We start from the raw sequence: 13,466 nt of genomic DNA, 5'->3' as shown, positions 1-13,466 counted from the left end.
CCCCTCTTCCTCCGGCGTATGCTATTACCATACAGCATTCACACGCCTTTATCTTACCACATAATTTATTGAGAAATAAACTTCCCGGTTTATGAATTGCGCCATTGCCATACGATTGCAGCGGCCTGTTTTATACCTGCCGGGAAAGTAACTGCATAAAGATTTATAGAAAGAGATATGGTACATCGTATTATAGAATGGTCATTGCGCAACCGCTTTATTGTGCTGGTAATGGCGGCAGCTATGTTTGCCTGGGGCGTGTTTGCCGTGAAGAAGAACCCTATTGACGCCATCCCGGATTTATCCGAAAACCAGGTGATTGTATTTACGGAATGGATGGGCCGGGGACCACAGCTGATCGAAGACCAGGTCACTTATCCGCTGGTGACTAACCTGCAGGGTCTTCCCAAAATTAAGTATGTACGCGGTACGTCTATGTTTGGAATGAGTTTTATCTATATTATTTTTAATGATAACGTAGATATTTACTGGGCCAGGGAAAGAGTACTGGAAAGATTAAGTACCGTTTCCAGGACATTGCCAACAGGCGTAACGCCACAACTGGGACCCGATGGTACCGGCGTGGGACATATACTCTGGTACACATTGGATGCGCCGGGTATGGACCTGGGCGAACAACGCGCATTGCAGGACTGGTACGTGAAATTCGCCCTGCAAAATGTAGCAGGCGTCAGTGAAATTGCCTCTTTCGGCGGTTTTCAGAAGCAGTACCAGGTTACCGTAGATCCCAATAAGCTCCTTTATTATAAGCTCTCCGTGGCAGAAGTAATGAATGCCATTCGTACGAATAACAATGAATCCGGCGGCCGCAAATTTGAGCTAAGTGATATTGGCTATATCATTAAAACATCCGGCTACTTAAAGTCAGTGACTGAAATAGAGAATATACCCGTTAAAACGCAGAACAGTATTCCTGTAAAGATATCAGATGTTGCCGCTGTTCAGATGACCGGGGAAACCAGGCTGGGCGTCTTCGATCAGGACGGACAAGGAGAGCGTGTAGGCGGTATCGTAGTAATGCGTTATGGTGAAAACGCTGCAGAGGTGATTGATAAAGTGAAGATAAAAATGCAGGAGGTGGCCAAAGGCTTTCCCGATGGAGTGAAGTTTGACATCGTGTACGACCGGGGAGCACTCATCAAAGAATCCGTGGATTCCATTAAACATACCCTTATTGAAGAAATGGCGGTGGTATCTGTTGTGGTGATCATCTTCCTTTTTCACTGGCGCAGCGCCCTTAGCATCATTATACAGATCCCGGTTACCCTGGCCGCAAGTTTTATCCTGCTGAATGCTTTTGGCATTTCTTCCAACATCATGTCGCTCACAGGTATTGCGCTGGCTATCGGGGTTATTGTAGACAATGGAATTATCATGAGTGAAAATGCCTATAAACACCTGGCAGAACGGTATGCGCAGTGGCAGGGCGAACAAAAAACCAAGTAACTATGAACTGGCTGAAGAATATATTTAAAAAATCACCGCAATGGATATCTGAAGAAGAGCGGTTAAAGATAATAGAGAAGTCGAGTAAGCAGGTATCCCGTGGGGTATTTTTTGCGACCATCATTATTATTACTTCATTCTTGCCGGTATTTATGCTAACAGGGCAGGAGGGTAAGCTGTTTCACCCGCTGGCTTATACCAAAACTTTTATCATGATCGTGGATGCGCTGCTGGTAATTACACTGGCGCCCGTGTTGATCTCCTTCTTTATGAAAGGAAAATTCAGGCCGGATCATGATAACCCGGTAAACCGGGTGTTGGAAAGAATTTATGAGCCCATCATAAAAGGCGTGCTGAAGTGGCGGAAAACGACCATCGCTATCAATATCATCGCGCTGGTGATTACTATCCCGCTGCTTAAAAGTCTTGGTAGCGAATTTATGCCGCCACTGGATGAGCAAAGCATTTTGTTTATGCCCGTAACACTGCCGGATATTTCCAACGGAGAAGTGAAACGCATTTTACAGGTGCAGGATAAGATTATTAAATCTGTTCCGGAAGTGGACAAGGTTTTAGGAAAGGCCGGACGCGCCAGCACGGCTACCGACAATTCTCCTATGAGCATGATTGAAACCATCATCATGCTGAAACCAAAAGCGAAATGGCGGGAAGGCAAAACGAAGCAGGACATCATCAATGAGCTGGATACAAAGTTACAGATCCCCGGTGTGGTGAATGGCTGGACGCAACCGATTATTAACCGCATAAACATGCTGGCTACCGGTATTCGTACAGACGTAGGCGTGAAGGTATATGGGCAGCACCTGGATAGTATTGCGGTGGTATCTGAACGCGTGAAGATGGCCCTGGAAGGTACGCCTGGTATCATGGACCTGTACGTAGAACCGGTTACCGGCGGTAAGTACCTGGATATTGATGTGCGCCGGCAGGATCTGGCGCGTTATGGACTGAATGTAGATGAGGTGAACCAAACGGTGGAATTTGCGCTGGGCGGCGCTCCCGTAGGTAATACGGTGGAAGGCCGGCAGCGGTTTTCCATCAGCGTGCGGCTGGCGCAGGACTATCGTAACAGCGTTGAACGGATTAAACGTATCCCGCTCATGTCCGCATCTTTTGGCGAAGTGCCTTTATCCGCTGTAGCAGATGTGAAATTTGCGGATGGACCGCCTATGATCTCTTCAGAAAACGCCATGCTTCGCGGGGCTGTTTTATTTAATGTGCGTGGCCGTGATCTCGGAGGTACCGTGAGTGAGGCGATAGATAAGATGAGTAAGGCCAAAGGCCTACTGCCGCAGGGATATTATCTGGAGTGGAGCGGACAGTATGAAAACCTGATCCGTGGCCAGCAAACATTGATGTGGATTGCCCCCATTGTATTAGTGATCATTTTCTTTTCCCTGTATTTCGCATTTAATTCTATCCGGGAAGCATTTCTTAGTCTTATTACCGTGCCGTTTGCCCTGATTGGCGGCGCCTACATGATCTATTTCTGGGGCGTGAATTTATCGGTGGCAGTGGCGGTAGGTTTCATTGCCTTGTTTGGTATTGCCGTAGAAACCGGGATTGTAATGGTAATTTATTTAAATGACGCCATGCAGCAACTGGTGAAAGAGAAAGGCAATTCTTCGGAAACAATTACCCCGGAAGACCTGCGGCTGGCCGTGATTCACGGCGCCGCCAAACGTTTACGGCCCAAGCTGATGACGGTATGCGTATCGCTGTTCGGACTGGTGCCCGTTCTTTGGGCTTCCGGTGTAGGCACAGATGTGATGAAGCCAATAGTGCTGCCGATGATTGGCGGTGTGCTTACTTCTTCCACACACATCCTGCTGGTAACACCGCTGATCTTTTTATTGTCGAAAGAATACGAATTACGCAAGTACGGAAAAATAGAAATTCATGAAGTACATCATTAAATATATACTGATAACAGCGCTTTGCGTACCCATAACCCTGGCCGCGCAGCAGGCGCCTGTATTGCGGCTGGATACCATTCTGCAAAGGGTGGATCAGCACAATATCCTGTTACAGTCATACGGTCTGAAAGCAGAAAGTTACAAGTACAGCGCTGATGCAGCTACGGCCTGGATGGCGCCGATGGTAGGCGTCGGAACGTTTATGACGCCTTACCCGGGCCAGCAGGTGATGGACGACAGGGACAAAGGCAGCCTGATGCTGCAGCTGGAGCAGGATATTCCTAATCCTGCCAAACTGAATGCAAAGAAAAAATACATCGCCTCCCAGGGAAATATTGAACTGGCCACCAGGGATATTACGCTGAATGATCTGAAGGCACAGGCTAAACGTCTTTATTTTAACTGGATCGTTGCCAAACAGCGTATTGGGGTATTGCAGGAAAATGAGAAGATCATGGTCACCATGAAAAAGATTGAGGAAGTGCGCTATCCGTATAACCAGTCGCAGCTCGGCGCGGTGTTTAAAGCCACTGCAAAGATCGAGGATAATCACAACATGATCCGCATGCAGGAAGGCGCCATTGCAAAGGCAAGGTCGTGGCTCAACAGCCTGATGAATGCGCCCGGCAACCAGGCATTTGATATTGACACTACTTACCGGCCGGTGTTTGAAGTGGCTGCCTCCTACGACACGGCGTCTCTTGCTTCCGCGAGGAAGGATGTGGTAAAGATGGACGAAAGTATCCGTTCCATGCAGCTGAACATTAGCAGTATGAAGCGGGAGAAGAAACCCGATTTCAAAGTGCGCTTTGATCATATGCGTCCTTTGGATGCCATGATGCCCAGGGCTTTCAGCGCGATGGGAATGATCAGTATCCCGATAGCGCCGTGGTCGTCCAGGATGTACAAATCAGGTATAAAATCCATGCAGTATAATGTGGAGGCGATGGAAAAGGAGCGGGCGGCAATGCTCCAGGAAACACAGGGAATGCTGTACGGTATGCAGTTTGAAATACAGTCGATGCAGCAGCGCGTGGAAGCAATGGAAGAAAAGATCATTCCTGCGCTGCGCCAAACGCTGGATGCCAACTTTCTGAATTACCAGGAAAACAAGCTGGCGTTGTCCAACGTGATCGACTCCTGGGAAGCGCTCACCATGATGCAGTTGAACGTACTGGATGAGAAATTAAAACTCTATGAAATGATAGTGGATTATGAGAAACAGTTATATCGTTAAAATATTCTTCCCTGCGTTTGCAGTGGCCGCCGGATTGTCCGCCTGCAAAGGCAAAGCGGATAAAGCAGCTCACAATAGGCAGGCTGTGCATGATGAGCAGGCCATGGATAGCAGCATTGCCCGGCTTACAAAGCCGGTGAATGCACAGGTAATTGCGGCTATCCCCGCTATTCAACCGGAGGGAGGCACCCGCATTTATGCGTCGGAAGTAAATGGTGTCATTACGTATGATACCCGTAACCAAACCAGTATCGCCAGCAGGGTTGGCGGACGGATAGAGCGCTTGCTGATAAAATATAACTATCAGCCGGTGCGGAAAGGTCAGCTGATCATGGAGGTATATTCTCCTGATCTGGCGGCGGCGCAAAGAGAGTTACTCTATGTAGCACATAACAGCCGGGAGATGCTGGCGGGAGCAAAGCAGCGGTTACAACTGCTGGGTATGCAACCGGCACAAATTAACGAGGTGCTTACAACCGGTAATATCTTTTATCGTATTCCTGTTTACAGTAACAGCGATGGTTATATACTGGAAAAAACGGCTGCGGGTCCGGTGGCTGCGCCGTCTTCGCCTGCTGCTTCCCCGGATGGTATGGGCGGTATGGGTGGCGAAGCAACGGCAACAGCGGCGCCTGCTCCGGCCGCCCCGGTAGCTGCTCCTGTACTGTTACGCGAAGGACAGTATGTAAATGCGGGCCAGTCGCTTTTTACCATTTACCAGGCCAAAGCCCTCGTTGCCGAATTTGCTTTTCCGATGCCACTGGCAGCCAGGATCAAACGCGGTCAGCGGTTGTTATTTTTTCCCGCCAATAATGATACGGCCATGCAATCGGGAAGTATTGGTTTGATAGAGCCCGTGTTCCGCGATGGCGTGAACTTTACGCTGGCAAGGGTATACCTGGAAAATAATGATTTCCGGGTAGGACAATTACTGTATGCAAATGTTCCTGTTGTTTATACCGAAGGATGGTGGCTGCCAAAACAAGCGGTGTGGCGTTTGGGTAATCAATCTGTTGTTTTCAGGAAGGAGAAGGAAGTATATGTTCCCGTTACCGTGAAAACGGGTGTGGTAACGAAAGACATGATCCAGGTAATCACTGACATCGGTAACTGGAAAGTAGCCGCTAATGCAGCTTACCTGGTAGACAGCGAGAGTTTTATTAAAACTGATCATTAAAGCAATATGGAAAGGAAAAGTTTTTTAAAGGCAGTGGCGTTTGTTTCACTTGCACCGGTAGTATTGCTGGCCGCCTGTAAGGATGCAGGTAAGAAACAGGCAGGAGAGGAAAAGGTGCAAACCTATACCTGCCCTATGCATCCGCAAATAGTGCAGAACAAGCCAGGTACCTGTCCTGTTTGCGGTATGGACCTGGTACCATTTGATAAAAATAATAAAGAAGCATCGCTTACCCTGGGTGAAAGCCAGATGGCGCTGGCCAACATCACGACAATGATGGTAGGCGCCGGTGCTTTATCCAACTTCAGGCAGCTGAACGGCAGACTGGTAACAGATCCTGAAAAGTCGGCCGTTATTTCCAGCAGGGTAGCAGGCCGTATTGAGGCATTGTATGTAAAGGAAACGGGCGTAAAGGTAAGCAAGGGCCAGCCCTTGTATAAAATATATTCAGAGCAGCTGGCGAGCCTTCAACAGGAATACCTGCTGGCGGTAGCACAGGTAACACAGTTCCCGGATGATGCGCGTTTTCAGCAGATAGAAAAGGCTGCAAAGCAAAAGCTGGTGTTATATGATCAGTCAGCTGGTGACATCAGCCGGCTGGTACAATCGGGGAAGGTAAACCCTTATGTTACTTACCCGGCAACAGTTAGCGGGGTGGTATCCGGGCTTACCGCCACAGAAGGGCAGTATGTAAACGAAGGCGGCGAAGTGATGCGCCTGGAAGGATATAGCCAGCTTTGGGTAGAAGCGGATCTGTATCCCGCAGAAGCAGCTGCTGTACAGGTAGGTCAACCGGTAAAGGTGATCATTGCCGGCTGGGAAAATGAGCCACAAACCATGACGGTGCAGTTTATCAATCCGTCGTTGCAAAGCGGCAGTCAGCTGATGCAGGTGCGGGGTACTGTTCCCAACCCGGATAACCGCTGGCAGCCAGGTTTACAGGCAAATATCTTATTACCGGTTACCAGCAAAGGCAACGTGTTAAGCCTGCCGGCAGATGCGGTAATCCGCGATGGTAAAGGCGCGCATGTATGGATTCAGAAAGCCCGCGGAAAATTTGAACCGCGCATGGTAAGCACCGGTATGGAAAATTTCGACGACGTGGAAATTACGCATGGCCTGGTAGCAGGAGATACAGTGGTGATTACCGGCGCTTATTTATTGTACTCCGAATATATCCTTAAAAAAGGCGCCGACCCGATGGCGGGAATGCCTGGTATGGGACATTAAAAATATCTGTATAAAAAACAAACAGCCATGAAACAATTTGTAAAATTTACGGTAGCTCCGCTGGCGGCGCTGATTTTCCTGGCCGCATGCGGCAACAACAATCCTGTAACTAAGGAACAGGACTCCACCAGTCAACATGAAACAATAGCAACTTCGCCGGCAATTGTACAACTGAAAGATGATAAGCTGCATGCCGTGTATCAGCATTATGTGCTGCTGTCTGCTGCCCTGGTTAAGGGAGATGTGAAAGCAGCGCGCCTTGCCGGTAACGCTATTGAAACCGGCGCCAGCGAGATAACAGGTGGTGAAGCAATAGGGGCCGGCGCTGCAAAAATCACCGCTACCGCAGATATCGCAACGCAACGGATAGCGTTTTCGGCGTTAAGCAATGATTTTATTTCCCTCGCAAAGAAATCCGGGTTGAGTAGCGGTCAGCTGTATGTCGACTTCTGCCCGATGGCGATGAATGATAAAGGCGCTTACTGGCTGAGCAGCGATAAAGCCATTCAGAATCCCTATTTCGGCGATCAGATGCTGACCTGCGGCGAAGTGAAAGAAACAATTCAATAATATCTAAAAAAAATAAAATGAAAACAATCATCACCGGCGCTTTAGTGGCTGCCACCGTTACCTTTACTGCCTGTAATAACAGCAACAATAACGCTCATGAAGCGCATCAGCATGATACTGCTGCAATGGCTATGAAACAGGGAAGTTCGCCCGCTGATCATTCAATAGCGCAGGTAAAGCCCCGGTTTACAAATGTGGATGCCAACGTAATGGCCTCCCTGACACCTGTTTTCGGACATTATCTGCATCTTAAAAATAGTCTTGCTGCCGATAATTCAGCTGAAGCCGCCAGCAGTGGTAAAGCGATGGAAGCCGCATTGGAAAAAGTGGATAAGGCCGCTATGACGCCTGAACAACAGAAAGAGTATCATGAAAATGAAGATGATCTGAAAGAACATGCGGAGCATATTGGCCGGAATGAAGGAAATATAGCACATCAGCGTGAACACTTTGCCCAGATGAGTGAGGATGTATATGCACTGGTAAAGGCATTTGGCGGGAAGCAAACTTTGTATCATGATTATTGCCCTATGTACAATGATAACAAAGGAGCGCTGTGGCTGAGCGAAACAAAGGACATACAGAATCCTTATATGGGTAGTAAAATGCCTGCCTGCGGTTCCGTTAAAGAGATGATTCAATAGCGTATGACCAGGATCATTTTATTTTTATTGCTGATCATTATTGTTGCGATACAATTTTTTCAACCGGAGAAAAATGAAAACGGTGGCAGGAAATCTCCGGATGAAATCACCGGTTTGTATACCATTCCGGCGAATGTACAAACGATATTGAAGCAGGCGTGTTATGATTGTCATAGTAATAATACCCGCTACCCCTGGTATGCGGGTATTCAGCCTGTGGGCTGGTTAATGGCTGCTCATATCAGGGAAGGGAAAAAGGAGTTGAACTTTGATGAGTATGGGGCCTATTCATCCAAAAGACAGCGTAATAAAATGAAGAGAATGAAAGAACAGGTAACAGCCGGTAAAATGCCGTTAAGTTCATATACCCTTATACATGCTGATGCCAGGCTAACTACCGGCCAAAAGGAATTGATTGCAAACTGGATCGACAGTACCCTTGAGCTGCATACAGGGGACCACTAAATTGTTTTGTAAAAATGTAACTGCATTTGGAAGGTCAGCCGGTGCGTAAGCTGTCAGTGGGCGAAGTCACAAGTGTTTTGCCAGGGATCAGGCATTGGCAGGACAAAATTGCGACTGAAGGCCCCCTGCCTCCCGGATGCTTCTCCGATGCCCCGGACTTGCGTATATCATGGATCATCCATGCACTATCTATACTGTTCGCATGGACTCCTCATGGACTCCTCATGCACTCCTCATGGACTATCAATGCACTATCTATTATACCAGGTCCCCCTTTAGCTCCGGGAGCTTTCACTTCCTGTTGCGATGTTATGTATTGATAATCAATATATTTAGCGGATAGAACAGCCGGCCGGTACCTTTACGGATTTATTTTAGAGAAAGTTAGCGTCATTTTTATTAGCTTGTATGCTGCCAAAATCGTTTGAAATTATACACTAATCGTTTGATCTCTTCAACAATGAGCACATTATCAGCATTGCCAGTGACATCCGGAGAAGCCCCTATGGCAATAAACCGTGACAATGAAAAAAAAGCCCGTCTTTACTCATTAGATGCCCTCCGGGGATTTGATATGTTCTGGATTATGGGCGGCGGCGCCATCTTTCATGAAATAGCCAAAGCAACAGGATCGCCTTTCTGGGCGGCAATAGATGTACAACTGGAACATCCCGCATGGAATGGGTTCCATTTCTATGATCTTATATTCCCGCTTTTCCTGTTTATGGCTGGTGTGTCCACGCCGTATTCGGTAGGCCGGGAGCTGGAGAAAGGTAAGAGCCGGAGCCAGTTGTTATTGCGTGTAATAAAGAGGGGACTGGTACTGGTGTTGCTGGGCATCATTTATAATAATGGGTTGCAGCTGCAGCCGGTATCACAGATACGGTTTTGCAGCGTATTAGGCCGCATCGGCCTGGCCTATATGTTTGCTAATATCATTTACCTGTATACAAAGGAACGGGCGCAAATGATCTGGTTCGCCGCTATCCTGGTGGCGTATTGGCTGCTGCTGAAGTTTACAGCGGCGCCCGGATTTGCGCCCGGTGATCTTACGATGGAAGGGAATTTTGCATCGTACCTCGACCGCTGCATCGTTCCGGGTAAGTTGTACCTGGGCATCCATGATCCGGAAGGATTTACGTCTACCTTCCCGGCCATCAGCACAGCGATGTTAGGAATTCTAACAGGAAATTTATTGCGTAACAACCCCATGCCTCCGGTGAAGAAGGTAGGCGTGATGGCACTTACAGGCGTGGTTTTCCTGGTGCTGGCGCAATTATGGAATCTTGATTTCCCCATCAATAAAAATCTGTGGACCAGCTCATTTGTGCTGCAGGTAGGAGGTATCAGCCTGTTGTTGCTCGCATTTTTCTATTACGTGATTGATATTGCGGGCTACCGGAAATGGGCGTTCTTCTTCCGCGTTATAGGAATGAACTCTATTCTTATTTATATTTCCGGTCACTTTATTGACTGGGGTTACAGCAACAATGTATTTTTTAAATGGCTTGGGCAGTTGGTGGGAGAGCCGTTTGGAGCGGTAGCCCTCAGCATCTCCCTGGTATTTCTAAAATGGTTGTTCCTGTATTTTATGTATAAACAGAAGGTGTTCCTGAAAGTTTAAAGGCTTTCTTTGTTGCGCTTTGCATCGGGAAATCCGGCAATCCGCTTTTTCTGCTCCAGTTCCATTTGGGCCAGCTTTTCTTTTCCCAATGTTTCTGCGAGCAGATCATCTATCGACTTATTCCTGGAATTTGATAACAGTTCCTGGTGCTTATGCTCCGTGTTTGTAAGAATACTTATAACCAGCTGTTTGTCTTTATAATCAATGTCATTATACATTAACAGGGTAGGTTTGTACAGCAGCTGGTATATTTTGAATAGTTTTTTTTCGCCTGTTTTTGTGATGCTGACAAGTTTCGCCCTTTTGTCATCCGGGTCAGTTCTCTCTGTTATATATCCCAGATTTTTTAACTTATTTAGAATGTCAATACCAGTGGTTTGTTCTGTGAAGTTGTATTGTATGACCTGTGTTTTCTTTACTTCTTTTAGCTGGTAGATAGAGTTCAGAAAATAGAACCATTCCAGCTCAAACCCGGGTATTTCCTGTAGCGCCATTTTTGAATAAACCGTTTGCATGCCCGCAAGCCTTCCTATCAGCTTTGCAAATACAGTATCCAGGTCAGGCGGGGTAAGCCCGCTGAATAATTGATTGTTGCTCTCTTTTGCCAAAAAATACATACAGAATTCCGTTGCAGAAACAGTTGTATTCTTTTGAGCATATTCTTCCCAGGCGGTAATCAGCGTTACAAGTTCACTCATAGTTTATATCGGATTCGATGTAAATGTAGCAAAAAATGGTTTGAAAATTTGCTATAATCGATTTTATAACTATTTTTACATCGGAATAGATGTTTTATTGCTATGAATAAAACGGAAATGATCTAAAATGATTTCAAATGAATAACATAACAACAGGTTACCTTACCAGAGCTGAATTATGGTTGTATATCACAACACTGATCTATTTTCTGATGAACGGGGCGCAGATATTTGAAACCCTTGTATTCGTACCAAAATGGACAGATGCCCCACCTGTTAATTTCAAACTCTTGCTGGATGGGCGGGGAGCAAGTTTGAAAAACTTCTGGATCGTCTTTCATTCCTTACATGAAGTTACCTTTATCCTTGCCATTGTCTTCTGCTGGAAAATTGACTTCGCCAGGAACTGGTTACTGATTTTATTTGCCATTCACTTCGCAGTAAGGGTTTGGACGCTGGCTTTCTTTGCACCCAACATTATCAACTTTCAGAAAATAGCCGAAACGCAATCAATGGCGCAAAACTTAGTGAGTAAAACATCACTGTGGCAAACACTCAACTACATCCGGGTAGCCATATTTATCCTGGTTTCAATCGGGCTTATCCCTTTATGTATCAGGGTATTTAATTTACGTCATTGAAAATAGCCCCCTTTCTCTCCAATAAATAAATTTTTCCAAACTTTTAATACATTTGTACTTTGTGATAAATTTAGCAAACAGGGATGAAGGGGAAAGATCTGACAAGCCGGGAGGAACAACTGCAGCAGGAGCAATTTACTGCTTACTTCCGCCTGTATGAATATCCCCTTTATTGTTTTGCCCTTAAAACCATCCAATCCGAATTACTCGCCCGCGACATTATCCAGGAAGTATTTATTAAGTTATGGTCGGTCCGCGATCAGTTCAGCGATATCAGGAACATAGAGGATTATCTTTATAAGATGGTGCGTAATAAGGTATTGGACGTACTACGCCAGCTTGCCAACGACCGCAGGTTGCGTGCCGCCTACTTCAATGATCACCAGTGGGAGGAAAGCCGTACCTACGAGAATATTGTAGCCAAAGAATATGAATTTGCCCTGGCAGAAGCCATCAACCAGCTGCCTCCCCAGCGCCGGATCATTTACCAGCTGAGCCAGGTGGAAGGCCGCACCCGGAATGAAATTGCAGCAGAACTCCGCATTTCCCCATCTACCGTAAAAAACCAGCTAACCGCCGCCCTCAGCTATCTCCGCAAAATTGTAGCCGGCCAGATTAAATTATTTTAATTTTTTTCTCCGCCCGATAGGACATCCCCTTTTTTCAAACGTCAGTAATATATAGTCCTGTATCAGGACACGTCACATTAATACTATCGGAGATTGGATCAGGCATATTTTACACATCTTTTCAGGTTATACATTTCCGGCAAATGCTCGCCGGAAGAAAGGAATGAATTCTTTGACCTCCTGGAAGCCAACAAGGAGGACAATACCATGATTTCCCTGCTGGATCAGCTTTATAGTGAAGTGAGACTGGAAACACCGTCGGCTACCTATGTCAATAACCGCGGTGAAATTGACCTGGCTGTTCATCCTGCGGCTCCTGCAAAGGTGGTGCCTTTTTATAAACGCCGCAGCACCATTCGTGTGGCTGCTGCCGCTTCCCTGTTGTTACTACTGGGCACTGGCGCCTGGATGCTTTCCACAAAGCGGAACCCGGCTCCGCTGGCTGCCGGCGTGCAGAAGGGAGAAAAGCTGGAGCTGATTGCGGCAACTACCACCATCCGCACCGGCAACAAGGAACGTAAAGTGATTGTTCTGTCAGACAGCACCCGCATCGTATTGAACAGTGGTACGGAAATCAGGTACCCCGATCAGTTTGATCCGCAGAAAAGGGAAATATTCCTGGAAGGCGAGGCATTCTTTGAAGTGTCTAACGCGGCTGCATGGCCTTTTGTGATACACTCCGCCGGTGGCATGACTACCACCGTACTCGGTACCTCCTTTAATATTAAAGCCTATCCCGGCCGTAGCCAGGCGATCGTATCTGTTGTTACGGGAAAAGTAAAGATCTCAAAAGATAAAAAAGATATATCCACCCTTATAAAAGGGCAGGAGCTGCATCTCACCATGCTTACCGGTGAAGTGATGCAACGCAATACCATCAGTATTAATACAGCAGGATGGCAAACAGGAGACATCAGTTTCAGCGATGAACCATTGGAAGATATAATGAAAGATCTTCAGATCTTTTACGGCGTAAATATAAAGATCAGCAATCCAGGGTTGGCCAACCTGCTGATCACAACAGGATTTAAGAAGAACACATCTGTTGACAGTGCCCTTGATATAATATGTGAACTGGCCAATGCGAAGTACGCCAGGAATCAGGACGGTTACGTAGTTTACTGACTACACATTTAAATCAACCAAT

The 13,466-nt window shown here is 46.8% G+C and carries 13 protein-coding genes; 12 read left to right on the top strand and 1 reads right to left on the bottom strand.

Features of this window, described 5'->3' with window-relative positions; translation table 11 throughout:
- Positions 1-177 precede the first annotated feature (177 nt).
- The 9 genes from B5Z18_RS26000 to B5Z18_RS25960 all read left to right on the top strand — a co-directional run bounded on the left by B5Z18_RS26000 (position 178) and on the right by B5Z18_RS25960 (position 10,351).
- Positions 178-1,467: an efflux RND transporter permease subunit gene (locus B5Z18_RS26000; RefSeq protein WP_079472449.1), complete on the top strand. Its 1,290-nt coding sequence runs from the start codon at positions 178-180 to the stop codon at positions 1,465-1,467.
- 2 nt (positions 1,468-1,469) lie between these two features.
- Positions 1,470-3,404 carry an efflux RND transporter permease subunit gene (locus B5Z18_RS25995; protein ID WP_079472448.1) on the top strand — a complete coding sequence of 645 codons (1,935 nt, stop codon included), beginning with the start codon at positions 1,470-1,472 and terminating at the stop codon, positions 3,402-3,404.
- Positions 3,388-4,641 carry a TolC family protein gene (locus B5Z18_RS25990; RefSeq protein ID WP_079472447.1) on the top strand — a complete coding sequence of 418 codons (1,254 nt, stop codon included), beginning with the start codon at positions 3,388-3,390 and terminating at the stop codon, positions 4,639-4,641. The genes B5Z18_RS25995 and B5Z18_RS25990 overlap by 17 nt, the downstream gene beginning before the upstream one ends.
- Positions 4,619-5,818, top strand: a complete 1,200-nt coding sequence (locus tag B5Z18_RS25985; RefSeq protein WP_079472446.1) for an efflux RND transporter periplasmic adaptor subunit — start codon at positions 4,619-4,621, stop codon at positions 5,816-5,818. Before B5Z18_RS25990 ends, B5Z18_RS25985 begins: the two co-directional genes overlap by 23 nt.
- A gap of 6 nt (positions 5,819-5,824) precedes the next feature.
- Entirely contained in the window at positions 5,825-7,048 is a 1,224-nt protein-coding gene (locus tag B5Z18_RS25980) for an efflux RND transporter periplasmic adaptor subunit (protein ID WP_079472445.1), read from the top strand.
- Between the two features lie 27 nt (positions 7,049-7,075).
- Positions 7,076-7,618 carry a DUF3347 domain-containing protein gene (locus tag B5Z18_RS25975; protein WP_079472444.1) on the top strand — a complete coding sequence of 181 codons (543 nt, stop codon included), beginning with the start codon at positions 7,076-7,078 and terminating at the stop codon, positions 7,616-7,618.
- Positions 7,619-7,635: 17 nt separating this feature from the next.
- Complete coding sequence (locus tag B5Z18_RS25970) at positions 7,636-8,262, top strand: DUF3347 domain-containing protein (protein ID WP_079472443.1); 627 nt, start codon at positions 7,636-7,638, stop codon at positions 8,260-8,262.
- A 3-nt stretch (positions 8,263-8,265) separates the two neighbouring features.
- Positions 8,266-8,727 carry a heme-binding domain-containing protein gene (locus B5Z18_RS25965; RefSeq protein ID WP_079472442.1) on the top strand — a complete coding sequence of 154 codons (462 nt, stop codon included), beginning with the start codon at positions 8,266-8,268 and terminating at the stop codon, positions 8,725-8,727.
- Positions 8,728-9,187: 460 nt separating this feature from the next.
- Positions 9,188-10,351 carry an acyltransferase family protein gene (locus tag B5Z18_RS25960; protein ID WP_200817348.1) on the top strand — a complete coding sequence of 388 codons (1,164 nt, stop codon included), beginning with the start codon at positions 9,188-9,190 and terminating at the stop codon, positions 10,349-10,351.
- Here B5Z18_RS25960 and B5Z18_RS25955 read toward each other — a convergent pair.
- Positions 10,348-11,049, bottom strand: a complete 702-nt coding sequence (locus tag B5Z18_RS25955; protein ID WP_079472441.1) for a helix-turn-helix domain-containing protein — start codon at positions 11,047-11,049, stop codon at positions 10,348-10,350. The genes B5Z18_RS25960 and B5Z18_RS25955 overlap by 4 nt on opposite strands.
- Positions 11,050-11,186: 137 nt before the next feature.
- Here B5Z18_RS25955 and B5Z18_RS25950 point away from each other — a divergent pair, with 137 nt between their 5' ends.
- From B5Z18_RS25950 to B5Z18_RS25940, 3 genes are all read left to right on the top strand, one after another.
- On the top strand, positions 11,187-11,690 hold the full coding sequence (locus tag B5Z18_RS25950; protein WP_079472440.1) for a transposase: 504 nt from the start codon (positions 11,187-11,189) through the stop codon (positions 11,688-11,690).
- Between the two features lie 83 nt (positions 11,691-11,773).
- Positions 11,774-12,319 carry an RNA polymerase sigma-70 factor gene (locus B5Z18_RS25945; protein ID WP_079472439.1) on the top strand — a complete coding sequence of 182 codons (546 nt, stop codon included), beginning with the start codon at positions 11,774-11,776 and terminating at the stop codon, positions 12,317-12,319.
- A 93-nt stretch (positions 12,320-12,412) separates the two neighbouring features.
- A complete protein-coding gene (locus B5Z18_RS25940) occupies positions 12,413-13,444 on the top strand; it encodes a FecR family protein (RefSeq protein ID WP_079472438.1) in 1,032 nt (343 codons plus the stop codon).
- Positions 13,445-13,466 lie beyond the last annotated feature (22 nt).

It is taken from the genome of Chitinophaga ginsengisegetis, assembly GCF_900168065.1.
Lineage (GTDB): Bacteria > Bacteroidota > Bacteroidia > Chitinophagales > Chitinophagaceae > Chitinophaga > Chitinophaga ginsengisegetis.
This window is presented reverse-complemented; position numbering and strand designations above follow the sequence as displayed.